The following is a 24,199-nucleotide window of genomic DNA, read 5'->3' as shown; positions in this document are numbered from 1 at the left end:
ACAGCCCGCAGCACTGCGCAGACCTTCGCGAGCTGTGCTCCCCCCGTCGGAGCGCTTGTCAAGGGAGACCGAGCAGCATGACCTGTGGCCCTTTTCTCACCCGTCGTCGATTGCTCCAAGGAAGCCTCGGGCTGGCTGTCGCCGGCGCCGTCGGCACCTCGGTGACCGCGTGCGGCTCGCGGTCGTCCGGGACGTCGGCAGGCTGGACAGAGGTGACTTTCAGTTCCGTGGGTAATCCCGCAACCCAGAAGATGTTCAAGGACATGATCGCGGCAGCGCAGAAGGAAAGCCTCGACGAACACAAGATCAAGATCGTGTGGAAGCCCGCGCCGGGTGACGACTGGGCGAGTGTCATGCTGCAGTTCTCTTCCGGTACCACAGCCGATCTGCAGCGTATCGACGACGACCGCGTGTACGACCTGGCGACAAATGGCAAGATCCTGCAGCTGGACAAGATGATGCTCGATGACAGCATGGGCTTCGATCTCGCCCGGTACAGCCCGACCTTCACCACGAAGGTTGCCGTCGAGGGATACCAGTTCTCCATCACGCCGGGCATGAGCGCCAACGCGCTCTACTACAACAAGAAGCTGTTTGCCGACGCCGGGCTCACGGCGCCGACCTCATGGTCCGATGCGTGGAGTTGGGACGAGTTCGACGCGGCAGTCAGGAAGCTGACGAAGAAGAACGGTAGACGCACCGACGTCTACGGTCTGCAGTACGCGGTCAACACGATCCAGCCCACCGCATACGGCGCCGGCGACACCGCGCTGTACGATAACCAGACCGAATGCGGTTACGGCAAGCCGGAGACCCTGGCCGCGATCGACAAGCAGGTTTCCTATATTCGCGAGGGGTACTCCCCCACCGCCGACGTGGAATTCCTGCCCCTGTTCAACGCGGGCAAACTCGCCATGACGTGGCAGGCCATGGACGTAAGCTCTCAGATCAGCCGCGACATCGACTGGGACATCATGCCCTGGCCGAAGACTCCGCTCTTCGCCATGACGAAGAACTACTCCCGCACGTGGGTCATCCCGAAGACGACCAAGGATCCACAGGCCGCCTTCCTGGCCATGAAGGCGCTGTGTGGCAAGGCAGCGTCGGAGGTGATGGCCAAGGCGCAGTTCGCCGTCCCGGCGCTGACCGAAGTGGCCACGAGCGCGGCGTTCACCGACCATCCACGCCCGAAGACTTCCAAGGTCTGGGCCGAGACACTGGGTGACGCCGGCGGGCATCCGGTCGACGTGCCGTTCCCTCGGGGGCCCATCGGCACGGCCCTTGCCGACTCCTTCGTCGAAGGCACCAATGCCAACAACCTGATGAGCGGCAAGCTCGCCACCTCCGAGTACCTCGAACGGGGACGTGCCGCGGTCAACGCCGAGATCAAGAAACGCAGCTGGAACGGGAGCAAAGGCAAGGAGTTGCTCGAGAAGGGAGGAGCGCTCACCGATCCCGACCTGAAGGTCACGAAGAAGTGACCACCGAACAGGCCATCCAGGTGCCGGCGGACAAGGCAGCCAGGGGGCAGGTGCGGCACCACGGATCGGGGCGTGGCAACCTCCGTGGCTGGATGTTCGTCGGACCGGTCGTGCTCGGGACACTGGCCTTCAACGTCATCCCGGTCGCGCCGACGCTGGTGACAAGCTTCACGGACTGGGACGGTCTGTCGGCGCCGAAGTTCACCGGCCTGGCCAACTACGAGCAGATGTTCTCCGGGAGCGATCCACTCTTCGGCCGGAGCCTGATCAACACACTCATCTACACGGTCGGCTACGTCCCGGTCGGCATAGTCATCGGGATCGCCCTGGCCTTGCTGGTCAACAACCGGCTCCGGGGGATGGCTGTCATCCGGGCATTGATCTTCCTGCCGTACGTCACGTCTCTGGTCGCTGTCGGCGTCGTCAGCCGGTGGGTGTTCAGTGACCAGTACGGCATCATCAACGCGATCCTGGCCGCGTTCGGCATCACTGGACCGCACTGGCTGGGCGAGCCCGCATCCGCGATGGCCGCAGTGATCGTCACGGCTATCTGGGCGAACATGGGCTTCAACATGATCATCATCCTGGCGGGTCTCCAGGGGGTGCCCGAGTCGTTGATCGAAGCGGCAACCCTCGACGGAGCCGGCCGGCTCTCACGATTCGTTCACGTGACTTTGCCGTTCCTCACGCCGACGATCTTCATGTTGTCGATCCTGCAGACGATCGGATCGTTTCAGGTCTTTGCGCTCATCCTGGTGATGACCGGTGGCGGACCGGGAGACGGCACGTACGTATACATCTACCACCTCTGGTACCAGGCCTTCACGCTGCGAAAGATGGGGTACGCCTCGGCGCTGGCCGTCGCGCTGTTCGCGATCCTTCTCGCGGTCACGTGGATCCAGAACCGGTTGTCGAAGAGGTGGGTGTTCTACCAGTGACGATCGACGAGACTCTTGCTCGCGAACAGATCGAGCAACGACGGCCGACGATGCCGGAGGGCGATGCGGGCGGCGGACGGCGACGGCACCGGTCGGGTGGGATTCTGGCGCCGACGGCCGTCTACGTCGCGTGCGTCCTTGTGGCGATCGTCGCCATCGGCCCGTTCCTGTGGATGCTGTCGAGCTCGTTCAAGGAGCCGGGCGACGTGATCAGCCTGACGCCACGCCTCCTCCCCCATCCGTTCACCGGCGAAAACTACGCCTACCTGATCAACAACGGCGTCCTGCCGTTCCTTCGGTTCCTGGGGAACAGCGCCTACATCACGGTTCTGGTGATCCTCGGCCGGCTGTGCGTGTGTGCCCTGGGTGCGTACGGCTTCGCGAGGTTGCAGTTTCGCGGGCGGGACGCCGCCTTCGGTTTGCTGCTCGCATCGCTGATGATCCCGGACATGCTGATGGTGCTGCCGCTGTACTCGGCCTACGTCGAGACCGGTCTGATCAACACCCACTTCCCCTTGATCATCCCGCCGATCGTCGCCAACACCTTCGGCACCTTCCTGCTCCGCCAGTTCTTCCTGACCATCCCCAGGGAGTACGACGAGGCCGCGCTTGTCGACGGGGCGAGCCACTTCCGAATCTTCGTGAGCATCATCCTGCCGTTGTCGAAGCCGGCACTGGCCACCCTCGCGGTGCTGACCTTCGTCAATGTCTGGAACGACTTCTTCGGCCCCCTGGTGTATCTCAGCGATGTCGACAAGTTCACCGTCCCTGTCGGGTTGGCGTTCTTCCAGACCCAGGACAGCACTCAGTACGGCCCGCTCATGGCCGGAGCCACGCTGGCCATCATTCCGACCGTTCTGGTCTTCGTGTTCGCACAGAAGTACTTCACCCGCGGAATCTCCATGACCGGTATCAAATGACCGTACCCGCCGAGTTGGGAGCAACCCGATGACGCTTGAGACACGTCGACGCGCTTGCATCGAACGGCAGGACCAGGCTTCAGAAGGCGGCCGACGCCGCCCGCACAAGGAGGTAATGTGACGAAGTACGTGGTGGCGACGGTCGATGAAATACCTCCCGGCCACCGGAAGGTGGTTGAGATTGCCAGGAGGTCGGTCGGCGTCTTCAACGTCAACGGAAACTTCTATGCAATTCGCAATCTGTGCCCGCACGGTGGCGGTCCGATGTGTGAGGGAGTGACCTCGGGACTGGTCCGCTCGGACAAGCCCGGGAACTACGACTACATCATGCGCGGAGAGATCATCCGCTGTCCCTGGCACGGGTGGGAGTTCGAGATCGCCACCGGGCAGTCGTGGTTCGATCCCGCGAAGACCAAGGTCAAGGCCTACCCCGCGGCGGTGGAGTCCGGCGGTGCGCTGGCCAAGAATCCGGAGCTGTCCGCAGCCGGATTCCAGCCGGGTCCCTACTCCGGTGAGACATACGAGGTCGAGGTCGACCGCGACTATGTCGTTGTCAATATCTGACGTCGCGCGGGCGATGGATCCGTTGCGCGAGACGGACATCCCGATGAGGGTGAAGTCGCGGAGACAGGTGTCCTGCGAGGTCACCGAACTCGTGCTCGTCCCGGACGGCGTCTCGGACCTGCCCCCGTGGACACCGGGGAGTCATGTCGACGTGCAGGTCCGCGCCGGTCTCGTTCGGCAGTACTCGCTGTGTGGTGATCCGCTGGACCGCGGTCAGTGGCGCATCGCCGTGTTGCGCGAGCCGCTCAGCCGAGGGGGCTCCGCCGCGTTGTGCGAGCGCATGCAGGCCGGCGACCTCGTGACGGTCGCCGGACCGCGCAACCACTTCTCGCTGCACCAGAGTGCGCGCTACCTCTTCATCGCCGGTGGGATCGGAATCACGCCGATCATCCCGATGATCGCCGCCGTGCACGCGGCGGGCGCCGACTGGCGGCTCGTCTACGGCGGTCGCAGCGAGGCATCCATGGCCTACCGCGACGAGGTCGGCAGCTTCGACCCCGCGCGTGTTCTCGAATGGCCACAGGACCGTCACGGCCTGATCGACCTTGATCACCTCCTGGCCGAACCACAACCGGAGACGTTGATCTACTGCTGTGGCCCTGAACCGCTCATCGCGGCAGTTGAGGCGAAGAGCGCACATTGGCCGCACGGGACGCTTCAGGTCGAACGCTTCGCGCCGAGGCCGGTCGTCGAAGAGGTTGTCGACACCACCTTCGAGGTCGAACTCTCCGACAGCGGTGAAGTACTCGTCGTGCCGCCCGACAGGTCCATCCTCGAGGTCGTCGACGAAGCCGGCACCTATGTGTTGTCCAACTGCGAAGAAGGGACCTGCGGCACGTGCCAGACGACTGTGCTGGCAGGTGTACCGGATCACCGGGACTCCGTCCTCGACGACGACGAGCGCGCTGCGAACGACACGATGATGATCTGCGTCTCCCGCGCGCTGTCCCCCCGTTTGGTCCTCGACCTGTGAGGTTCCACACAGCTGATTTCGGTCGGTGTCTGAGCGTCGAGTTCACCGGCCCTCGTATACCTGGAAGGTGGGGTCACAAGTGGCCACGCAACAGCTCGAACACTATGCGCGCCCGGAGCAGTGGGCCGGCATGGATCTGGTCGACACCGACGTACACATCAACCTCGACAGCCTGACGAGTCTGTTCCCCTATCTCGAGGCACGGTGGTGCGACTACATCATCGAATCCGGTATGGGTGGGCTGGCCTCGGATCTCTATCCGTCCAACGCGCCGAATCTCTTCCTCGAGGGCTCACGGCCGGAGCAGGGCCCGCCCGGATCCAGCCTCGAGCTCCTGCGGCGTCAACTGCTCGACCCGTGGCAGTTGCAGTACGCGATCCTCAACTGCACCTACGCCATCGACTCCATTCACAACGACGACCTGGCGGCGGCACTGGCACGTGCGCTGAACCGCTGGCAGTTGCACGAGTGGTTGGAACAGGATTCCCGGCTACGTGGATCGGCCGTACTTCCTCTGCAGAACCCGGCGCTTGCGGCCAGGGAAGTCGAGTGGGCCGCGCAGCACAGCCAGTTCGTCCAGGTGACCGTTCCGTCGCGCAGCCGTGAGCCGCTTGGTCGGCGCGGGTTCTGGCCCATCTACGAAGCTGCTCAGAGTGCCGGTCTCGTGGTCGGGGTGCAGGCCGGCGGCCTGAGTGGCAATCCGGTGACCCCCATCGGCTGGCCGACGTACTTCGTCGAAGACTACGTGAACGTTCCGCTGGCGTTCCAGGCACAGGTGATGAGCCTCGTCGCCGAAGGTGTCTTCGTCCAGTTTCCGGACCTGACCGTCGCGACGATCGAGGGCGGCTTCACCTGGCTTCCGCCGCTGATGTGGCGGTTCGACAAGGACTGGAAGGGGCTCCGCCGCGAGGTTCCATGGGTCGAACGTCCTCCGTCGGAGGTGATGAGGGACCACCTTCGGATGACCATCGCGCCCCTCGACCGGCCCGACAGTCCGGGGTTCCTCGCCGAGGTCATCGATCAGCTTCTCTGTGACGAGATGCTGATGTTCTCCACTGACTACCCGCATGCGCACTTCACGAACGCCGCCGACTCGCTGCCGCAGGGGATTTCCGGGGAGCTCCGGACCAGGATCATGTCGACCAATGCGCGCGCGACCTACCGGCTGAGATGACGCTAGGCAAGTCCGGCAGCCGTGCTGACCCCGGTCGCCGGTCCGTTGGTTCGTCCTGCAGTTTGTATTCGCTCCCGCTGGAGGAGAGCATGACCGAGACACAGACGCAGCCACGTACCGCTCGTGGCAGTGCGGCGAAACACATGATCATCGACTGCGACATCCACAACGTGATGTCGCCCGGTTCCCTGGAGCCCTACCTCTCGAATCGCTGGCTCAGGCACCTGAGGACCTTCGGCTCGCGCCAACACTCCGGCAACGTGTACCCCAAGGGCTCGCCCGCACGCTACGACGCCTTCCCTCCGTCGGGGCTGAATCCTGGTGCTGATCTCGGATTCATGCAAAAGCAGCATCTCGACGGACTGAACGTCGAGTTCGGGATCCTGGGGCCACTCAGTTCGTCCGGCAGTCAGCTTGATCCTGAGTTCTCCGCGGCCCTGTCGGCGGCCACCAACGACTGGCAGATCAAGGAGTGGTTGGAGCCGGAACCGCGGCTGCGAGCAGGCATGATCGTGCCGGCGGAGCACAGTGAACAGGCGGTCGCCGAGATCGAGCGGCTGGCCGGGCACCCGGGATTCGTCCAGGTGCTCCTGGTGGCACGCAGCGCCGCGCCTCTCGGCGACCGGCGCTACTGGAAGATGTACGAAGCTGCCGCCAGACACGACCTGCCTGTTGGCATCCACTACGGCGGTGGCGTCCGGGGCGTTCCGATCAGTGCGGCGGGCTGGCCGTCCTTCTATCTGGAGGATCACGCCGGGATGTCGGCCGCGTTCCAGGCTCACGTGACGAGCCTGATCTTCGGCGGCATCTTCGACCGGCTGCCGAACCTGCGCATCGCGCTGATCGAGGGAGGGTTCGCCTGGCTGCCGTCCCTGGCCTGGCGGATGGACACCCATTGGGAGCGCTTCCGCTCCGAGGTGCCGCACGTGCGCCGTAGGCCATCGGAGTATCTGCGTGAACACTTCTGGACGACGACCCAGCCGATCGAGGAACCACATCGGCCGGCCGACCTGCACAAGGTGTTCGAGCACCTCGGCGGAACCGACAAGGTGATGTTCTCCACGGACTATCCACACTGGGACTTCGACCACCCCGCGCACACCTTCAAGGTGCGGTTGTCCGCCAAGCAGCGGGAGGACATCTACACCGAGAACGCCCGGGCCTTCTACAAGCTGCCGGCACGAAGAAGCTGAGGGCTGGAAGGGATCCCTTGACCGGGATCATTTCCATCGAGACGTTCGCCGGCCACGGTTGCGTCGTCCGTGTGCGCACCGACGACGGCCTTGTCAGGTACGGGCAGGCGGCGCACTCCGAGGCCCGGATCACCGGAGAGGTGCTCCACACCCTGGTCGCGCGGCACTACTTGGGCGCAGACTCCTTCGATGTCATGACCCTGGCCGATGCGTGCGCACGCGCCGCGTACAAGTACTTCGGCAGCTTCCAGCGGGAGGCGGGAGCCCCGCGAGGTTGGCCAGATCCGCCCCCTGCCGGGCTCGAGCGCAGTTGACATTGGCGTTGGCGGACGTGTCGCGCCAGGTCCACCTGACCGGATCGACGACGACTCTCGTGGCGGTGGCAACGGTGACGCCGGCGGGTCCGTGCCCTCGGACCCGAAGAGAAAGCGCCTGCTGCGAGGGGAGTCGACCAAGCGCTCGGGATGACCGGCGAACAGCGCGTCAATCAGCGGGATTCCACGCCCTACCCCCTAACGCTCCGCGACCACCCGGCGGAGCAGTTCGGTCGACGCGACGGACTCGACGGTCGGCTGGTACTCCAGGCCGAGCGGACCGGTGTAGCCGGACGCTTCGAGGTCGGCAAGCAGCTTCGGCCAGTCGAGCGTTCCTGTTCCGGGCTCGTGACGCCCCGGAACGTCAGCGACCTGTACGTGCTTCACCTGGTCCACCACGCCGGAAAGGACCGTCTGGACGTCCTCGCCCATGACGAGGGAGTGGTAGGCGTCGTAGAGCACCGCGACCTCCGGCCGTCCGACCTCGCGAACGATCGCGACGGTCTCCGGCGTCGAGTCGAGGAAACAGCCGCGGTGGTCGACGCGGGAGTTGAGGTTCTCCAGCAGGATGCCGACACCGGAGCCCGCCACGGTCTCCGCGGCCTGCGTCAGGAACTCGACGAGCGCGGCCCGCTGCTCCCGGGGCTCGACCCCTGCCAGGATGTTTCCACCGGTCACCACGAAGTACCGTGCGCCGATCTGTTGCGCGAGGGGCAACGCGTCGGCGAGCGCGGCGAGGTTCGCCTGGAGTTGAGCAGCGTCGCCAGCCTCTGCGATCGGCGCCGTCACGACCATGATCGTCACGCCGGACTCACGCAGGGCGACGACGTAGTCCGCTGCCTGGTCTGCCGGGGGCAGTGACCACGTGTCGACCAACCGGAATCCAGCCTTGGCGGCGGCCCGGACTCGGTCCGCCGGCGAAGGTCCGGCCTCGGTGAACAACCACGTCAGGTTGGGCGACAGCTCGAAGGTCACTTCTTCTCCTCGGATGTGAGTGTGTACCGAGTGGGGCACTTGCCACGATGACAGACTGCGCCTCGGGACACAGCACGACGGGCCCCCGACAAGGAGGAGATCGATGTACTTCAAGGACTTCGAACGGGTCCTGGCCGTCTACGCCCACCCTGACGATGCGGAGTACCTGTTCGGCGGCACGGTCGCCTTGCTCACCGGCCGTGGCGCCGAGGTCACCTACGTGTGCTGCACCGACGGCCGCAAGAGCGGGCCCGACCCCGACATGACCGAGGACGACGTCGCCGAGATGCGAGCGGAGGAGCAGCGGGCCGCCGCGAAGGTACTCGGCGTCAAGGACGTGACGTTCCTCGGCTACCCGAACGGCAGCCTGGAAGTTACGCCGGAGCTCCGGCGAGACATCGTCCGGCAGATCCGCTGTCACCGGCCGCAACTGATCCTCACCCTGGATCCACGGCGCGCCCTCGACTCCCCCGTCGAGATCTCGCACCGGGAGCACATGAATGTCGGCGAGGCCACCTTGGTGGCCGCCTTCCCGGAGGCCGGCACGCCGCGGATGTATCCGGAGTTGGCCGACGAGGGGCTGGCGCCGCACCGTGTCGACGACATCTGGATCGCGACCGCCCAGGACGCCAACCGGTACATCGACACCACCGGCGTGGTCGAGCAGAAGGTCCGCGCTTTCCAGTGCCATGTCAGCCAGTACGGCGAGCGTCCGGGGCGGCCGGCATGGACGTTCGACAGTTCGAGCTGGTCCTCGATGCAGAAGACGATGCGGACTGCTGGGGAGATGATCGGCGCCGAGTTCGCCGAGAGTTTCCGGGCCGTGACCATCTGACGCCGCTGGGTCGAGTTGCCGACCGCATCTGAACGGCGGCGCCGTCACTTGAGCGCCTTGTAGTCCTCGCTGGTGTAGTCCTTCGCCGGATCCCAGTTGCCGAACGCGTAGTCGTCCCGGGTTGCCGTCGATCCCTTCTTCTTCGCGGCCGCGATGGCGGCGTCCAGTGCGGCGTCCAGCTTGGACTGCAGCGTCGCGAACTGCTTGGCCGGATTGCTCAGCTGGCCGGTGACCAGGCCCTGCATGACGTCCTTCAGGTTCGGGGTGACCACCTTCAGGGCGATGTTCACCTTCGCCACGTCGGTGTTGCGGAGCTCCGGACGCGGTGCCACGTGCATGCTTCGCCTGGCGAGCGACACGGCGGCCTTGGCCTGCGGGTCCAGCAGACCCGGCTGGTCCGCTGCCTTGTTCGCCTCGGGCTGCAGTGACTGCAGATTTCCCTCGCTGAGGACGACCATCATCTTCTGCCCCTCGGGAGACCCCATGTACGAAAGGATCTGACCGACCACGGTCGGGAGCTTCGTGTGCGCGTACACCCAACTGGAGTTGCTGCCCTCCAGGAACGGAACCAGGAACGGCTTGCCATTCGGTGACGGGAGTGACGCGATGTCGTACTTCCAGTCGGGAGCCGCCTTCTTCCAGGCCGGGATGTCCCACGGCCCGTTGAAGATCATTCCGGACTTCCCCGCGGTCATCTGTGCCCGGGCGTCCTTCTCCAGCAACGTGACGAACCCCGACACGACGAGCTTGTCGGTGACGAGCTTGTCGAACAGCTCGTAGGCAGCCATGAACCCGTCGGCGGTGTAGGCGTACTGCCCGGTCCGCATGTCCATGCCGTTGACCGGGAGGCCGCGCCAGCCGGCGGTCACCGCAAGGTAGCTGACGATGCCGCCAAGTCCGTCGCCACCGGCCATCAGGCCGGCCTTGCCGGTCTTACGGACCTTGGTCAGCGCGGTGGTGAGTTCGTCCCAGGTGGTGATCTGGGCGCCGGGGTCGTCGTAGCCGGCGGCCTTCATCACCTCGGTGTCGAAGATGGACATCCGTTCCAGGCGCCGGTTCGACGAGATCGGCCAGCTGTACACCCGGTCGTTGAAGATGCTGACGCCCGGGACCAGCACGTCGGGTCCGAATCGCGAACGCCAGGTCTCGAAGTCGGGAATCAGGTCGTCGATCGGACGAACCCACCCCTCGTTGATCGCGACCTGCGGGGGCACGTCCTGGGGCAGCGCGAAGACGTCCGGAGCACTCTTGTTCCTGATCCCGAGCGGTACGACCTGGTTGACGTTGTCCCAGCCGTTGCCGTCGTACTGCGTCTTGATGTGGGAGTGCTTGGCGGTGAACGCGTCCAGCACGCTCCGCTCCCACACCGACTTCAGGTCGCCACTGTCGACCCACCGGAAGGTGGCGTCACCACTCGGCAGCTTGCCCGGGAGATCGGGGAACTTGATCGCCTTCGGATCGCTTCCCTTCGCCGCCTTCCCGGCGCCAGTGCCACTGCCGTTGCCGCCACCGCTGCCGGTGTCCACCTGACAGCCGGTGGCGAGTGCGGCGCCGGCCGCGCCGATGAGCCCCAGCACACGGCGCCTGCTGAACTGCGTCCCGTTGCTGTGTCGATAAGGCATGAGAAACTCCTTCGGTGGTTCGGTGATCACTGCGACCGGGTTATGTGGTCACCCCTTCACAGCCCCGGCGATGCTCTCCACGAAGTGGCGCTGCAGCAGTAGGAAGACGACGACGATCGGTGCCAGCGCGATGGTCGCCCCCGCGGTCATCACGCCCCAGTCGCTGAGGTACTGGCCGCGAAGGGCGTAGATGCCGACCGAGAGGGTCCGCAGCTCCGGCCGGGTCAGGGTCAGCACCAACGGGAGCAGGAAGTCGTTCCAGCTGTGCAGGAACTGCATGATCACGGCTGTCGCCGTCACCGGACGAGCAAGGGGCAGATACACCGAGGTGAAGGTACGCAGGAAGCCGGCGCCGTCGATCCGGGCGGCTTCCTCGAGTTCTGCCGGAAGCTGGGCGAAGTAGCCCGCGAAGAGCAGTACGGCAACGATGTTCACGCCGCCCGCCTCGGCCAGGGTGACGCCCCACAACGAGTTGGTCAGATGGAGCCGGTCGATCAGGTCGTACACCGGGATGATGGTGTAACCCTCCGGGAGGAACACCGCCAGCGCCAGCACGGCGATGACCACCTTCTTGCCCGCGAAGCGATAGCGACCGAGCACGTACCCCATCAGTGCGGCGGTGAGCACCGCGATCAGGATCGAGAAGCCGGTGACGAAGACGGTGTTGAAGAAGTACCGCCCCATCTGCGCGTCGCGCCAGGCCTGTGCGTAGTTGCCGATCCGCAGAACCGGGCTGAACGGGCTCAGGGATCCGAAGATCTCACTGCTGCTCTTCAGGGAGGAGGAGACCGTCCAGATGAACGGATACACCCACACGATCACGATCGGCACCAGGATCGCCGACATGATGACTGCCCAGCGCCGGTCCCGGCGCGAGAACCGCCCCTGCTGGACGCGCCGCCCTCCGCCGGGTCGCGCCCCTTCTGCCGGCCTGGGTGGGGCCGCCGTCGACGATGCGTCGCCGGTCATGTGGCATCACCTCGGGCCCTGCCGAGCTCACGACGGGTCTCGGCGACCCGCCGGGCCACCCACAGTTGGACGAGGGCGAGCAGCAGGGTCACGGTCCCGAAGAAGCAACCGGCCGCGGACGCGTAGCCGAGCCGTGGCACGCCACCCGCCTCGTCGGCGGCGAAGGCAGTGCGGTAGATGAAGATCTCCATCACCTGGGTGCTGAAGTACGGGCCACCCTGCGTCATGGCCTGGATGATCGCGAATGCCTGCAGGTTCTCCTTCGCCGTCAGCACGATGATGATCAACGCGAACGGGAGCAGGATCGGCATGGTGACGTGACGCACCAGGCCCGCCCAGCCGGCTCCGTCGATGCGCGCGGCCTCGTAGTATTCCGCCGGAACCGTCTGCAGCGCTGCGAGCCAGTAGATCATGGTGATGCCGAAGTTCTTCCACGTGTGCACGAGCAACGCGGTCCAGATCGCGAGCTTCGGGTCGGACAGGAACTCCACCGGCGAACCCGCCAGTCCCGTTCCTGCGAGCGCGGTGTTGATCGGGCCGTTGTTCGGGCTCAGCACGAACGTCATCACCACGCCGATGATCGACGCGGACGCCATCACCGGAAGAAAGAACAACGTGCGGAAGGCGACCGACAGGCGCATCACCTGACGGTTCAGGATCACCGCCACCACCAGCGCCAGCCCGACCCGCAGCGGCGTGCCGACCAGCACGAAGATCATCGACCGGCCGAGCGCGGACCAGAACATGTGGTCACCGAGCAGTTCGCGATAGTTGCCGAGGCCGACGAAGGTCATGTCGTTGCTGAAACCGGCCCAGTCCATCGTGGAGTACACCCACGACATCACCATCGGGTAGAAGGTGAACATCGCGGTGAGCACGAGAGCGGGCAGCAGGAACACGTAACACCAGCGGCTCGTCGCCCGCTGGTACCACCCGCCGACCCGGCGCTGTACCGCCGAGCCGGCCTCGAGAGCGGTCATCCGGCTCCCTTGCCCAGCAGCGCGGTGATGTCGGAGCGTTCGGTCTGCGCCGGTCTGCCGGTGACCAGCCCGCGGTCGGCCACGTAGCCTTCCTCGCGGTCGGTCAGGTAGCCGATCAGCCGTCGCCGCCAGTCGTCGATCTCCGTCTGCCTGCCGGGGTCCCCGACCAGGTTGTGGAGTTCCTGCGGGTCCTCCTCGAGGTCGAAGAACTGTTCCCTGCCCTCGGCCGACGCCCAGAGATACTTGCGGCGGCCGTCGGTGACCCACTGCAGGGACTGGGCGAAGTGGGTGTGTTCGCCGTGGATCTCGCTGCGCCAACTCTGCGGCCGGGTCCCCTGGACGTACGGCACCAGGCTGGCACCGTCGACCGTCTCCGGGATCGGCACGCCGGCCATCTCGAGCACGGTCGGCATGATGTCCCGCAACTCGGTGACGTCGTCGACCACGGCACCTCGGGGCGCGTCCGGTGCGAACCTCGGCGCGGGGCGGACGATCATCGGAACATGCGCGCTGCCCTCGAAGCCGACCGACTTCCGGTACATGTCGTGGTCACCCATCATGTCGCCGTGGTCGGACACGAAGACGATCGCGGTGTCCTCCAGTAGTTCGTGGTCGGCGAGCCCTTCGAGCAGCCGGTTGATCTGGACGTCGATGTGACTGATCAGCCCGTAGTAGCCGGTGGTCGTCCGGTGGTGTGACTCCGGATCCAGCCGGCCCATCACCGTCTGGTGGTAGTTGTCCCGGCGAAACTCGGAGAAGTCGTCGATCCAGTCACCACGCGGCGGCTCTGTCCGCTGCCGGCCGTAGTACTGGTCCCAGGCCCACTGCGGTGGGTTGAACGGCGCGTGCGGTCGATGGAACGACACGTAGCTCAGGAAGGGCACCGTCGGGTCGCGGCGCTGCAGCCAGTCCAGGGTCTCGTGCACCACCCAGTTGGTCGGGTGCAGGTATTCGTCGCGGTTGCACGGCAGCGCCACCATGGAGTTGCAGCCGACGCCGTCGTCGAAGTAGTCGGCGTGGGCATCCATCCCGGGCTGCCGGCGCAACCAGGTCAGGTAGTCGTCGTTGGCTTCCAGATGGCGACCGCCGTAGCGGCGCCCGAAGTGCAGGAAACCGTCATGCAGCCGTACGTCGTCGAAGCCGCACCGGGACCGCTCGGGGAAGACGTGCATCTTGCCGATCGCCTGGGTCTGGTAGCCATGCTCGCGCAGCATGCCCTGCATGGTCACCGGATGCGCCTCGGTGAACGGGATGCCGTCCCGGTAGCCGGTCCGGCCGTGCCGCTCCTGGGACTGCCCGGTGAACAACGCGACCCGGGCGGGCACGCACGTCGGAGTGGCCGAGTAGGCCCGCGCGAAGCGGGTGCCCTGACCGGCGATCTCGTCCAGGTGCGGCGTCTTCACCACTGGGTGACCCGCGCAGGACATCGCGTCGCCACGCATCTGGTCGACACAGATCACCATGATGTTGGGTCTGTCCTGACGGCGGGTACGACTGCCGGACTGGCGACTGTTCGCGGCGTACGGCGGCAAGCCCATTCCCTACCTCTCCGACCGGAAATGAAGTATCGGTTATGCGCCTAACCAACCATTACTCTGGCATGCTGTCAATGCCCTGTCACCCATGTCGTCGTACCTGTGTGGTAACTCCTGAGAGGTGAAGTTGAACCGGCGCCGAGCAACGCAGGCCGACGTCGCGCGAGCCGCGGGCGTGTCGGCGGCGACGGTTTCCTACGTCGCCAGCGGGCGCGCGAACCGGAAGCACCCGGCAACCCCCGAGATCGCCGCCCGGGTTCTGCGAGCGATGCGAGATCTCGACTACACCCCGGCCCGGTCCGGCCGGGTGCTGGCCCGCAGCCGCACAGGGCTCGTCGCGGTGGCGGCGTACACGCCCTTCAACCCCTGGGCGCTGGGACTGATCACGCAGATCGAGGAGGTCGCGGCCGATCACGGACTCGGCGTCGTCATCCAGCGGTACGGCCACACCGAGAACGCCGCCGACCTGATCGAGACCCAGCTGCTGGAGGGCCTGGCCGACGCCGCGGTGGTGGTCGGTTCACCCTCGTTCGGTGCGGGGCGGCTGTACCGGATCGGACGGCGGGTGCCGCTGCTCGCGGTCCACCATTCGTACCGTCCGCGAGGTTTCGACGTCATGGTCCAGCGCGAGGCGACCGCCGTCCGGGCAGCCGCCGAGCACCTGATCGGCCTCGGCGTCAAACGTCCGGCCTTCATCGACGCGCCGGACACCGGCGACCACCCTCGTCGCGACGCGTTCGTCGACACCTTTCTCGAGCACGGCTACCGGCCCGACTCCATCGCCGTCGTCCAGGATCGCGAGAACGCGTTCACCGGGTTTCTCGACTCCCGGCACCTGGCGACCGAGCTGCTCGATCGGTCGCCACGCAGAAGACCCGACGCCATCATGGCCAACTCCGACCGCGCCGCGATCGCCACCATGTGGGCGGCCATGCAGCTGGGCATCTCCATCCCGCACGAACTCAAGGTGATCGGAGCCGGCAACATCCCCGAGGGCGCCGACCTCCGGCCGTCGCTGACCACAGTTGGCAGCGCGGTCGAAGAGTTCCGGCCGACACTGGAACGACTGATCGCGCGCATCGACGATCCCGGTATGCGAACAGGTACCCACGAGGTGCCGTGGCGGCTGATCCTCAGAGACTCCGCCTGACGACGAGGGCAGCCCCTGAGACCCGTCGACTACCGAGCGTGCCGACCCGGAGAGTACGGTCGCAGTTCACCTGCCGGACCCCGTCCGTGTGAGACGTTGCAGCACGTGACTCTTCTCCTGGTGGCACTTCTCGCCCTTGCCCTGCTGGCCGGCGCCGCTGCCGGCGCCTGACGTGGCGCCGAGCCGGGCCGGCTGCCCGCTCACGCACGCCCGCCCGGCCAGGCCGCGCAGGATGTGACCTCGAACCCCCGGCCGGGAAAGATCTTGTCCATGAAGAAGTCGTGCACGGCCGGATCTGCGTCGGCACAGCCGTCGCGCAGCACGGTCACGTGGTAATCGCGGTCGGCCGCGTCGTAACACGTCGCGGCGACCATCGCGCTGGTCGCGACCCCGGCGACCGCCACCGTGTCGACGCGGCGAGCACGGAGCACCAGGTCGAGGTCCGTTCCGGCGAACGCGCTGGCCCGGCGCTTGCGTACGACGACGTCGGCAGCTGTGACCGGCAGGTCGATCTCGCTTCCCGGTGATCCTTCGTGAAAGGCGTCTCCGGCATCGAAGAACGACCGGTACAGCTCGTTGTCCGGAGGCAGGTCGGTCCCACTGGGCCGGAAGGCAAAATGCACGAACGCCACGAGGACGCCTACCGCGCGGGCACGGGGCAGCAGGTCGACGAGCCGCGGCACGACCTGCTGGGCGAACGGGTAGGTCCCCGTGATGCCTTTCTGGACGTCGCCGACGATCAGCGCTGTGGTCACCGAAGATCCCCTTCCAACCGACCTATCCCCCGGCTGGAGCCGGTCACTTGACCGACACAGTGGTGCTGCCGGTCAGGTTGCTGCTCCGGCCGCTCACCGCCACGACATGGTCACCAGGCGCCAGCGGGCCGGGCAAGGCGATCTTGACGTCGAGTGTGCCGGTGGATGAGGCGGCCAGATCGGCACCCGACACCGTTGTGCCGTCGACGCTCACCTGCACCGGCTCGTCGTCGGCCAGCAACTCGGTGGACACCGCAAGCTGCTCGCCGATGGTGGAGGCTTCGACGTCGAGGAACGTCGTGGCCTGCTGGATCGGCGCCCCGATCCCCAACGGGGCAAGGGAGTATGACGGCACCTTCCGTGGGCCGTCGCACCTGGTGGTGTCCCAGATCGTGCCGTACCCGCTGCGAACGTCAGCGAAGGGAATGTCGCCGCCGGTGATCTTCTCGGTGATCGCGCAGGTCTTCCCTGGCGTCGGGTAGGCGTCGTTCTGGATCGTGTACTTGCCGGAGAGCTGACCGGTGAAGCCGATTCGGTTCAGCGGCCGCCATCCACCACGAGCGTGGTAGATCGCGGAGTTGCCGTACGCGGCCTGACGGGCCCGTCCTTGGGTGAACGACCCGTCCCGGACGAAGTCCTCGAGGAAGGAGTACAAGCCGGTCAGCTGAAGCAGCGTCGCGGACGGGCGTTCGGTCCTGACCGTCATCAGCTTCAGCCAGTTCGGACGGTGGCCGATCGGTTCGGTGTTCAGCCACGCAGTGACGATCTGCGCATGGTTGCCCTGCGTCGTGTCCGGCTGGTTGGTGACCATGGTCGCGTACGTCGTGCCGACCTTCCAGTCGAACGGGATCCGGATGCTCGGGCCGCCCGCGTACTCGCCATGGATCACGAAGTCGCCGTAGCCGATGCGGTACAGCACCTTCGAGGTCAGCTTGTCGTCGGGCACCGTGCCCTTGCTGGGACCGAAGATCGAGAAGATCGCGATCTTGCTGCCGTCGTCGAGTTGCTGGATGCCGTAGTAGCCGCCGCTGTAGCCGTTGGTCATGAAGTACGTCGACGGAACCGACGACTGCACGGTGATCTCGTTGTAGAAGGCGGTCGCTCCTTCGGGCACGACCCCGGAGGCCGGGAAGTAGCGCAGGTGCGCCGAGGGATCGGCGTTCTCCCAGTAGTTGAAGGGCCCGCAGGCCTCCTTGCCCTCGACGCGGGGATCGCACGGCACGCCGTCGTCCTCCGGCTGCGGAGTCCGGCCCAGCACGGAGTCGACCGCGAACGGCTTGTCGACGGTGACGACCTTCAGGTCGTACAGGTGGACCGAACCGAAGCTGGCCATGGTGAGGCTGCGCACCTTCTTGGACGGGTCGATGTTCACCCCGACCGTGAAGACCGCGTAGTCGGTTCCGAGGTCGACATCGGGTGCGGCAGTCGTGTTGCGGCCGGCGACGGTGGTCGCGATCGTCGACAGGTCGAGTGGGTCCGCGGCAGTGTCGGTGTAGGCGGGCATCCCGACCCACAACCGTTCGCTGGAGCGGTCGGCGTAGTGCACCGTGAGGTCGAGTCCGGAGAAGCCACCGGCGGTGCCCAGGAAGGCGATCGCGTTGCCGCTGCCGGGTACGCGGACCGTCGTCTCGGCCGGGCTCGGGGTGAAGTTGTCAGGCTCCCCCGGTGCGACGTCGGGCATGGTGAAGTCGATGCCGTCCACGCTGACATGCGCGCCGGGCCCGTACCCCGCCGCGGCCATCGCCGAGGCGCGGAAGGAGCTTCCGGCGCTGTCGAGTTGACCGCGCTGATGGGTGGCTGCGTCGGTGATCGAGACGTTGTTACGTAGGTCGCTGAGTGAGTCGCCGAGCGACGCCGAGGCCGGACCACCACCGACAAGACCGGCCGTCACGACACCGACAGCCAGGCCGGCAGCAACACCAAGACGGGCCAGACGACCTGCTCCAGTCATCCGAACTCCTTGTGAGGGAAGGTTTACCGACCCAACCAAAGCCCCGTCACAGGCGTCAATCAACGGTCCAGGATCGGTCGAGGCGACCGACGACCAGACGGTGGTGTTCACCATGAACAACCCGTCGAGTGTCGTCGAACGCTATGTCGTACGCGCGCAGATCTTCGCCGACGCGATGTACGGCGAGTTCGCCCGACGTGCCCAGCAGCTTTTCGGCGCTGGTGAGAACCTCGACAGCCCCGGAGGGCAAGCAACTCAACGAGGACCTCCAGGCCTACCGGCCGAAGATTCCCGACAAGGACCTCCTCACCAGCGGACCGTGCCGCTACGACTTCGACGGCATCACCAACGCCCAGCTGACCATGGTCAGGAACGCCTCGGGTTTCGCCGCGGACGCTCATGCTGACCGGCAAGCTCGAACCCGCCGACTGACGCCGGAAGCGGAACCCTCCGGGTCCGCCGCTCTGACCCCACGATCACCGACTCCCCCGGTGAACAAGACCTACCGGTAAAACGCTTGGACCCGTGGACTCGGGGCTGTTGGAATGGCAAGCATGTCACCGCTCGGTTCGTACCTGGAGTGGCAGCACGCTCAGGTGAGTACGCCGCGGTCGGTGCTGGCCGGCCTGGTACGCCGGGCCACGGGATCCGGCGTCGGCCGCGTGGAACGAATCGTGGAGGGGTACTCCAACGAGGTCTACCGGGTCTGGTGTACCGACGAGCAGGACGTGGTGATCCGGATCCTGCGCTTCGACGACGACCCCTCCCCTGCTGCCTCGGCCGGCGAGCCCCGGGCCATCGAGACCGCCCGCGCCGCCGGCGTGCCAGTCCCGGAGATCCTGCTGCTCGACACCGTGCGGATCGACAGCACCGACTTCCCCGTCATGGTGCAGCGAACCGTGCCCGGCCGTCCGCTCGGTGACGTGTTCGGTCGCCTCTCGCGGCGACAGCGCCACGACCTGCTCACCGAGATCGGCGGGCTGATGGCCCGTATCAACAGCGTCGGTGTCGACGGTCGCGACTGGCAGACCGAGATGGCGGGCGAACTGGCGAACCGGTACGCGAGGCGGGACATGATCCTCGCCGGCGGGTTCTCGCCGGCTGAGTTCGACCGGATGGTCGACCTGCTGGAGGGATACGTCCGCGACTTTCCCTGTGAGCGGTGGGTGCTGTGCCATGGGGACCTCGGCCCCAAGCACATCTTCGTCACCGGTGACGGCAGGGACGGTGGCGACACCGTGGCCGTACGCGTGAGCGGCGTCATCGACTTCGGCGACTGGAAGCCGGGCCCGCCGGTCCACGACCTGGCCGTGCTCCGAGTCCGTGGTCCGCTCTTGGACCTGCCGCCGCTGTTCGCCGGCTACGGTGCGCCGACAGACCAGGCGTACCGGCGTCGGTTGGATCTGCACACACTGATCATCGCGCTGGGTTCGCTGGAGATCGGCGTCGACGAGAACGACCAGGCCTGCGTCGAGCGTTCACGCCGGCTGATCCGCGGCCTGGTCGCCGACCTCGACGGCCTTGACGGCCTCGACCCCGTCGACCACCTCGACCGCCTCGACGGCCCTGACTCCTGACACGTCCTTGCCGAGAGCCTGTCGATCCGCCGCTCACCGGCAAGTCCGCCGTTTCAGGGGCTACTGCGTGTCGTCAGGTTCGGGCCAGGGGGCCGCAGGATGATGTGTCCAGCCTCACGGCCGGGCGCAGGGACAAGTGCAAGGAGGTGCGTTGTGGGAAACGACGGGTTCGAGCATGGAGAGGTCGTCGAGTTCGGTCGGCTGTTTCGGCGGTTCCTGGACGAGATCGTGCACGGGGAACTGGAGGCGGCCGGTCGGCCGTCGCTGGTGGGACGGCTGCGGGAGCATCTGGGCCAGGATCCGCTCGAGATCCCGGTGGTCACCGCGACGTATCCGGCGTACGACCACGCCAACGTGCACGTGGGGTTGGAGGCATGGTTCGCCACCGGCGGCCGCAGTCGGGAGCTGGTCGGGGTCAGTGGTGGGCACCGGTCCAGCAACACCCTGTCGGAGCTGTTGGAGATGGCCGAACGACACGGCGCCTACGGGGTGGGGCCGGTGGACTATGTCCATCTGCCGGTCTCCGTGGACGAGGAGCTGGCCTGTGTGGGATTCGGCTTCTTCCTCGGCGTCGACGGGGACGAGCGCACGGCGGTGTTGTTGCGGAGTGGGGAGATGCACGGCCCACCGCAGGTCCGGGTCGAGGTGATGGCGCCGTCCCGGGACTCGGCCAAGCGGCTCCTGGCCGGGGTCGAGCGACTGATGCGGGAGCGCAACGTGTTCCGCGGCAAGGTGGTCTCGGTCAGCCCGGGCAGGGCATTCGAGGAAGGGTCCGGACCGATCTCGTTCCACCGGCGGCCGAGCATGAGCCGGGACGCGATCGTGTTGCCGGACGGACTGTTGGAGCGGGTCGAGCGCCAGGTCCTCGGGGTGGCTCGGCACGGAGATCGGCTCCGCGCCGCCGGCCAGCAACTGCGCCGGGGCGTGCTGCTCTACGGTCCGCCCGGCACCGGCAAGACCCACACGCTCAGGTACCTCCTGTCCCGGCTGCCCGACTTCACGGTGGTGCTGCTTACCGGCACCAGTCTGGGGTTCATCGGTTCGGCGTGTGCCCTGGCCCGGATGTTGCAACCCGCGCTGGTGATCCTGGAGGACTGCGATCTGGTCGCCGAGGCCCGCGACTTCGCCCCCGGGATGGAGAATCCGCTGCTCTTTGAGATGCTGAACGAGATGGACGGCATCGAGGACGACGTGGATGTGGCGTTCCTGCTCACAACCAACCGGGCCGACCTGCTCGAACCAGCCCTCGCGCAACGTCCAGGCCGGGTCGACCTCGCGGTCGAGATTCCGCTTCCGGACGCCGCCGGGCGAGCCCGGCTGATCCAGTTGTACGGCCCTGAGCTCAAGCTGCCACCCGAGGCGCTGGCCGAACTCGTGACCCGCACCGACGGGACCACCGCCTCATTCGCGAAGGAGCTCGTCCGCCGGGCGACCCTGCTGTCCGCCGAACGCGGCGCCGACGAGGCCGCACCTGAGGATCTGCGCGCCGCCGCGGACGAACTGCTGTCCGACCGCGACGCCCTCACCCGCCGCCTCCTGGGCGCCGCGGAAGCTGGTGCCGACGACCTCCAGGACGATCTGCAGGACGATCTGCAGGACGATCTGCGATTCTGACCGCCCGCCAGGAGAAGTCCCGTCACCGCACACTCCGCGCCGGGAAGCGATCGCAGGTGTGGGTCGCGGGGCCGGACCTCCCGGGCATCGCGGCTGCTGTTCGAAACCGACCAACCGGGAACCGCTGCGGCCGGGGACGCCGCGTGGTGCCCATCAAGATGTCAGCCGGTCGGGTTGTCGAGTAACTGGCCGAGACCGCGGATGAGGGCGGCGAGACCGACCTCGAACTCGTGCTCCGGACCGAGGTCGGCGAGGTCGGCTACCACCTCCGCCAGGTGCATGGCGCTCTTGTCAGCCCGTTCGGTCGGGAAGACGATCGAGGAGCCGTCGCGGGCCGTCTGTTGTTCGAGGGCGGCCCCGATGGTGTAGCGGGAGACGGCGATGAAGGCCAGGATCGCGTCCGGGCCTGCGAAGCCGCTGCGTTCGAGCAGGCCGACCTGGGCGATCGCGTTGTCGATGCTCGGGCTGCGTGGGCCGGCCGTCGCCATCAGGCGTGCACCGTCGCGGACGGAGAGCATGGCGCGGCGCAGACTGCGAGCGTTCCTGCCAAGGAAGTCCTGCCACGGCTCCCGGTCACCGGGAACGCGATCGGTGTGCCAGCGGTCGAGAACCTCCGCCGCGACGTCCGCGAGCAAGTCCACCTTGCTGTCCACGTGGCGGTAGAGAGCCGGTTGCCGTACGCCGAGCCGCGCCGCGATCGCACGCAGGGACAGAGCATCGAGGCCTCGCTCGTCGAGTATCTCGATCGCCGCCGACACGATCGCAGCGCGGTCGATGCGCTTGGGGTGCGGCATGGTGAGACGGTACCCCCACCCCGGGGTCCGGGCGACCGTGCGTGGTCGTGCGCCTGCGTCCCAGCCGGGGCCCGCCGGGGTTGCCCGGAGTCGCGGCACCTCATATGGTTATCGCCGATAACCATCGAGATCCGCTCCGAGGGTGATGGAGGACCGCATGGGCAACGACGCGGCGTGGACCGCCGTGGTGGTGAAGAAGTCTCGCGCGCTGCTGGACGGGTCGAATCTGTACCGTCGGGTCACGATTCGGCACGACGACGGCCGCGAGGAGAAGGTTCGCGTCAGCCGCGCCGTGTGGAAGCAGGTCGAGGTCGGCTCCCGGCTGGTGAAGGCCGCCGGCGAGGACCCGGGCCCCGCGTGACACCTGGTGCGCTACAGGAGAGGTTCGAGCATGAAGATCAAGACACATCTGGGGATCAGCGTCGACGGCTTCATCGCCTCCGAGGAGGGTTGGCCCTCGCAGGCGTTGATGCCGACGTTCGTCCCCGGAGTCTCGCACGGACATCCCGACTTCATCGCGGGCTGTACGGCCGTGCTGATCGGCCGGAACACCTTCGAGGCCGGGCTGGGCGCGCCTCGATGGCCGTGGCCCGGGCACCGTGTTTTCGTCCTCACCTCGCAGCCACTGCCCGACGGTGCCCTCTCCGACGTCGTCGCGGTGTCGACCCCGGAGCTCCTGCTCAAGACCATGCAGGACAGCGATCTGGGCGGTGACGTCCACCTGGTCGGCGGGCAGCGCACCTTGGCCGCGTTCCTGGCCCTGGACGCCGTCGACTCGCTGGGTGTGGTCGTTCTCCCGCTGCTCCTCGGGCGGGGTGTGCCCTTCTCCGTACCGTCGGCGGGTCGCCGCAACCTGACCTTGACCTCGACACGTGCGCTCCCCGACGGCTCGGTCGAGAACACCTACACTCGCGGGACACAACCTGGACAGTGACCAAAGGACCGCCATGACACCACGCGCCGATCGGCAGGACACCGCCCAGCAGGAGAAGTTCCGTCACCGCACACACCGAGCCGGTCAGCGGTCGCAGGTGTGGGTCGCCGGACCGGACCTCTCCTCTCCCCACCTGTTGTTCGAGACCGACGAGATCCTCATCGAGGCACCGAACTGGACCCGCGACGGCCGGCACCTGGTGGTCAACGGGGAGGGCGCCGCGTGGACGCTCGACGTCCACCACCCCGAGCAGGGTCTCGAACGGATCGTGCTCGACCCACCGGTCAGCCTCAACAACGACCACGTTCTGAGCCCCGACGGCGAACACCTCTACCTCTCCGCCACGGACACCCACATCTATCGCGCCGCGCTGACGGGCGGGCCGGTCACCCAGCTCACGCCGAACGACGGCAAGCGGCACTTTCTGCACGGCGTGTCACCCGACGGCCGCCGGCTGGCGTACGTACAGATCGACGACTTCAGCCGGCCGGGAGCGCTCGCGATCCTGAACCCCGACCACACCGTGACCGTCCTCGACACCGGATCCGGCCACCTGGACGGACCCGAGTGGTCGCCCGACGGAAGCTGGATCTACTTCAACACCGAGGCCTTCACGACCACCCCCGGGCACGCCCAGATCGCCCGCCTGCCCGATGGCGGTGGACCACTGCAGCGCCTCACGACCAGTTCCACCGTCGACTGGTTCCCGCACCTGTCACCCGACGGCCGCTGGGCGTCCTACATCGTGTTCCCGTCAGGAACCACGGGCCACCCGGCCGACCTGCCGGTCGAGATCCGGCTGGTCTCGGTGGACGACTGGGACCAGCCCGTGCAGAGCTACTCGCTCTTCGGCGGCCAGGGATCGTTGAACGTCAACAGTTGGTCTCCCGACAGCGCCCGGATCGCCTACGTCGCCTACCCCATCGAGAGCTGAGCAGCGGGCTCACTGCT

24 protein-coding genes are annotated in these 24,199 nt (G+C 66.7%); 16 read left to right on the top strand and 8 right to left on the bottom strand.

Features of this window, described 5'->3' with window-relative positions; all coding sequences use genetic code 11:
- Positions 1-77 precede the first annotated feature (77 nt).
- The 8 genes from ABZV93_RS17915 (at position 78) to ABZV93_RS17880 (ending at position 7,557) form a co-directional block, all read left to right on the top strand.
- Positions 78-1,481: an extracellular solute-binding protein gene (locus tag ABZV93_RS17915; protein WP_354937007.1), complete on the top strand. Its 1,404-nt coding sequence runs from the start codon at positions 78-80 to the stop codon at positions 1,479-1,481.
- Positions 1,478-2,419: a sugar ABC transporter permease gene (locus ABZV93_RS17910; RefSeq protein WP_354937004.1), complete on the top strand. Its 942-nt coding sequence runs from the start codon at positions 1,478-1,480 to the stop codon at positions 2,417-2,419. Before ABZV93_RS17915 ends, ABZV93_RS17910 begins: the two co-directional genes overlap by 4 nt.
- On the top strand, positions 2,416-3,339 hold the full coding sequence (locus ABZV93_RS17905) for a carbohydrate ABC transporter permease (RefSeq protein ID WP_354937001.1): 924 nt from the start codon (positions 2,416-2,418) through the stop codon (positions 3,337-3,339). The genes ABZV93_RS17910 and ABZV93_RS17905 overlap by 4 nt, the downstream gene beginning before the upstream one ends.
- A gap of 117 nt (positions 3,340-3,456) precedes the next feature.
- Positions 3,457-3,903, top strand: coding sequence for a Rieske (2Fe-2S) protein (locus tag ABZV93_RS17900; RefSeq protein WP_354936998.1), 447 nt, complete (start codon positions 3,457-3,459; stop codon positions 3,901-3,903).
- Positions 3,904-3,994: 91 nt separating this feature from the next.
- Positions 3,995-4,876, top strand: coding sequence for a PDR/VanB family oxidoreductase (locus tag ABZV93_RS17895; RefSeq protein ID WP_354936994.1), 882 nt, complete (start codon positions 3,995-3,997; stop codon positions 4,874-4,876).
- A 79-nt stretch (positions 4,877-4,955) separates the two neighbouring features.
- The gene (locus ABZV93_RS17890; protein ID WP_354936991.1) at positions 4,956-6,050 is read left to right on the top strand and encodes an amidohydrolase family protein; all 1,095 of its coding nucleotides are present in this window, start codon (positions 4,956-4,958) and stop codon (positions 6,048-6,050) included.
- 89 nt (positions 6,051-6,139) lie between these two features.
- A complete protein-coding gene (locus tag ABZV93_RS17885) occupies positions 6,140-7,243 on the top strand; it encodes an amidohydrolase family protein (protein ID WP_354936988.1) in 1,104 nt (367 codons plus the stop codon).
- A 17-nt stretch (positions 7,244-7,260) separates the two neighbouring features.
- Entirely contained in the window at positions 7,261-7,557 is a 297-nt protein-coding gene (locus ABZV93_RS17880) for a hypothetical protein (protein WP_354936985.1), read from the top strand.
- 198 nt (positions 7,558-7,755) lie between these two features.
- On the opposite strand, the gene ABZV93_RS17875 is transcribed toward ABZV93_RS17880, so the two are convergent.
- Positions 7,756-8,532, bottom strand: coding sequence for a TIM barrel protein (locus ABZV93_RS17875; protein WP_354936982.1), 777 nt, complete (start codon positions 8,530-8,532; stop codon positions 7,756-7,758).
- 103 nt (positions 8,533-8,635) lie between these two features.
- On the opposite strand from ABZV93_RS17875, the gene ABZV93_RS17870 reads away from it, so the two are divergent.
- Complete coding sequence (locus tag ABZV93_RS17870; protein WP_354936979.1) at positions 8,636-9,367, top strand: PIG-L deacetylase family protein; 732 nt, start codon at positions 8,636-8,638, stop codon at positions 9,365-9,367.
- A 44-nt stretch (positions 9,368-9,411) separates the two neighbouring features.
- Here the strand turns inward: ABZV93_RS17870 and ABZV93_RS17865 are convergent, their stop codons facing one another.
- The 4 genes from ABZV93_RS17865 to ABZV93_RS17850 are packed head-to-tail and all read right to left on the bottom strand — an operon-like array spanning position 9,412 to position 14,476.
- Complete coding sequence (locus tag ABZV93_RS17865; protein ID WP_354936976.1) at positions 9,412-10,989, bottom strand: ABC transporter substrate-binding protein; 1,578 nt, start codon at positions 10,987-10,989, stop codon at positions 9,412-9,414.
- A 48-nt stretch (positions 10,990-11,037) separates the two neighbouring features.
- Positions 11,038-11,958, bottom strand: a complete 921-nt coding sequence (locus ABZV93_RS17860; protein ID WP_354936973.1) for a carbohydrate ABC transporter permease — start codon at positions 11,956-11,958, stop codon at positions 11,038-11,040.
- Positions 11,955-12,938: a sugar ABC transporter permease gene (locus tag ABZV93_RS17855; RefSeq protein WP_354936970.1), complete on the bottom strand. Its 984-nt coding sequence runs from the start codon at positions 12,936-12,938 to the stop codon at positions 11,955-11,957. Before ABZV93_RS17855 ends, ABZV93_RS17860 begins: the two co-directional genes overlap by 4 nt.
- Positions 12,935-14,476 (bottom strand): arylsulfatase, encoded by a 1,542-nt coding sequence (locus ABZV93_RS17850; protein ID WP_354936968.1) that lies wholly within the window; start codon positions 14,474-14,476, stop codon positions 12,935-12,937. Before ABZV93_RS17850 ends, ABZV93_RS17855 begins: the two co-directional genes overlap by 4 nt.
- A gap of 118 nt (positions 14,477-14,594) precedes the next feature.
- Here ABZV93_RS17850 and ABZV93_RS17845 point away from each other — a divergent pair, with 118 nt between their 5' ends.
- A complete protein-coding gene (locus ABZV93_RS17845; protein ID WP_354936965.1) occupies positions 14,595-15,623 on the top strand; it encodes a LacI family DNA-binding transcriptional regulator in 1,029 nt (342 codons plus the stop codon).
- A 200-nt stretch (positions 15,624-15,823) separates the two neighbouring features.
- Here ABZV93_RS17845 and ABZV93_RS17840 read toward each other — a convergent pair whose 3' ends face one another.
- Together ABZV93_RS17840 and ABZV93_RS17835 are read right to left on the bottom strand one after the other, a co-directional pair.
- A complete protein-coding gene (locus tag ABZV93_RS17840; protein ID WP_354936962.1) occupies positions 15,824-16,378 on the bottom strand; it encodes an isochorismatase family cysteine hydrolase in 555 nt (184 codons plus the stop codon).
- Between the two features lie 43 nt (positions 16,379-16,421).
- A complete protein-coding gene (locus ABZV93_RS17835) occupies positions 16,422-18,329 on the bottom strand; it encodes a DUF3472 domain-containing protein (RefSeq protein WP_354936959.1) in 1,908 nt (635 codons plus the stop codon).
- 221 nt (positions 18,330-18,550) lie between these two features.
- Between ABZV93_RS17835 and ABZV93_RS17830 the strand changes: the two genes are divergently transcribed.
- From ABZV93_RS17830 to ABZV93_RS17820, 3 genes are all read left to right on the top strand, one after another.
- Positions 18,551-18,841 (top strand): hypothetical protein, encoded by a 291-nt coding sequence (locus ABZV93_RS17830; protein ID WP_354936956.1) that lies wholly within the window; start codon positions 18,551-18,553, stop codon positions 18,839-18,841.
- Positions 18,842-18,883: 42 nt separating this feature from the next.
- A complete protein-coding gene (locus tag ABZV93_RS17825) occupies positions 18,884-19,906 on the top strand; it encodes an aminoglycoside phosphotransferase family protein (RefSeq protein WP_354936953.1) in 1,023 nt (340 codons plus the stop codon).
- Between the two features lie 153 nt (positions 19,907-20,059).
- Positions 20,060-21,520 (top strand): AAA family ATPase, encoded by a 1,461-nt coding sequence (locus ABZV93_RS17820; RefSeq protein WP_354936950.1) that lies wholly within the window; start codon positions 20,060-20,062, stop codon positions 21,518-21,520.
- Positions 21,521-21,681: 161 nt separating this feature from the next.
- Here ABZV93_RS17820 and ABZV93_RS17815 read toward each other — a convergent pair whose 3' ends face one another.
- Positions 21,682-22,314, bottom strand: a complete 633-nt coding sequence (locus ABZV93_RS17815) for a TetR/AcrR family transcriptional regulator C-terminal domain-containing protein (protein WP_354936948.1) — start codon at positions 22,312-22,314, stop codon at positions 21,682-21,684.
- A 157-nt stretch (positions 22,315-22,471) separates the two neighbouring features.
- Between ABZV93_RS17815 and ABZV93_RS17810 the strand changes: the two genes are divergently transcribed.
- Genes ABZV93_RS17810 through ABZV93_RS17800 form a run of 3 tightly spaced genes read left to right on the top strand, consistent with a single transcriptional unit; the run spans position 22,472 to position 24,182 of the window.
- A complete protein-coding gene (locus ABZV93_RS17810) occupies positions 22,472-22,675 on the top strand; it encodes a hypothetical protein (protein ID WP_354936946.1) in 204 nt (67 codons plus the stop codon).
- A gap of 30 nt (positions 22,676-22,705) precedes the next feature.
- Positions 22,706-23,248: a dihydrofolate reductase family protein gene (locus tag ABZV93_RS17805; protein ID WP_354936943.1), complete on the top strand. Its 543-nt coding sequence runs from the start codon at positions 22,706-22,708 to the stop codon at positions 23,246-23,248.
- Positions 23,249-23,261: 13 nt separating this feature from the next.
- Complete coding sequence (locus ABZV93_RS17800; RefSeq protein WP_354936940.1) at positions 23,262-24,182, top strand: biopolymer transporter Tol; 921 nt, start codon at positions 23,262-23,264, stop codon at positions 24,180-24,182.
- Positions 24,183-24,199 lie beyond the last annotated feature (17 nt).

It is taken from the genome of Actinopolymorpha sp. NPDC004070 (assembly GCF_040610475.1).
In the GTDB taxonomy this organism is placed as follows: Bacteria; Actinomycetota; Actinomycetes; order Propionibacteriales; family Actinopolymorphaceae; genus Actinopolymorpha.
This window is presented reverse-complemented; position numbering and strand designations above follow the sequence as displayed.

What these genes read in the sequence shown, in the direction of transcription:
- ABZV93_RS17815 (WP_354936948.1), bottom strand. Translation starts at nt 22,314, where the DNA reads ATGCCGCACCCCAAGCGCATCGACCGCGCTGCGATCGTGTCGGCGGCG.
- ABZV93_RS17825 (WP_354936953.1), top strand. Translation starts at nt 18,884, where the DNA reads ATGTCACCGCTCGGTTCGTACCTGGAGTGGCAGCACGCTCAGGTGAGT.
- ABZV93_RS17860 (WP_354936973.1), bottom strand. Translation starts at nt 11,958, where the DNA reads ATGACCGGCGACGCATCGTCGACGGCGGCCCCACCCAGGCCGGCAGAA.
- ABZV93_RS17855 (WP_354936970.1), bottom strand. Translation starts at nt 12,938, where the DNA reads ATGACCGCTCTCGAGGCCGGCTCGGCGGTACAGCGCCGGGTCGGCGGG.
- ABZV93_RS17885 (WP_354936988.1), top strand. Translation starts at nt 6,140, where the DNA reads ATGACCGAGACACAGACGCAGCCACGTACCGCTCGTGGCAGTGCGGCG.
- ABZV93_RS17800 (WP_354936940.1), top strand. Translation starts at nt 23,262, where the DNA reads ATGACACCACGCGCCGATCGGCAGGACACCGCCCAGCAGGAGAAGTTC.
- ABZV93_RS17870 (WP_354936979.1), top strand. Translation starts at nt 8,636, where the DNA reads ATGTACTTCAAGGACTTCGAACGGGTCCTGGCCGTCTACGCCCACCCT.
- ABZV93_RS17850 (WP_354936968.1), bottom strand. Translation starts at nt 14,476, where the DNA reads ATGGGCTTGCCGCCGTACGCCGCGAACAGTCGCCAGTCCGGCAGTCGT.
- ABZV93_RS17835 (WP_354936959.1), bottom strand. Translation starts at nt 18,329, where the DNA reads ATGACTGGAGCAGGTCGTCTGGCCCGTCTTGGTGTTGCTGCCGGCCTG.
- ABZV93_RS17805 (WP_354936943.1), top strand. Translation starts at nt 22,706, where the DNA reads ATGAAGATCAAGACACATCTGGGGATCAGCGTCGACGGCTTCATCGCC.
- ABZV93_RS17865 (WP_354936976.1), bottom strand. Translation starts at nt 10,989, where the DNA reads ATGCCTTATCGACACAGCAACGGGACGCAGTTCAGCAGGCGCCGTGTG.
- ABZV93_RS17810 (WP_354936946.1), top strand. Translation starts at nt 22,472, where the DNA reads ATGGGCAACGACGCGGCGTGGACCGCCGTGGTGGTGAAGAAGTCTCGC.
- ABZV93_RS17915 (WP_354937007.1), top strand. Translation starts at nt 78, where the DNA reads ATGACCTGTGGCCCTTTTCTCACCCGTCGTCGATTGCTCCAAGGAAGC.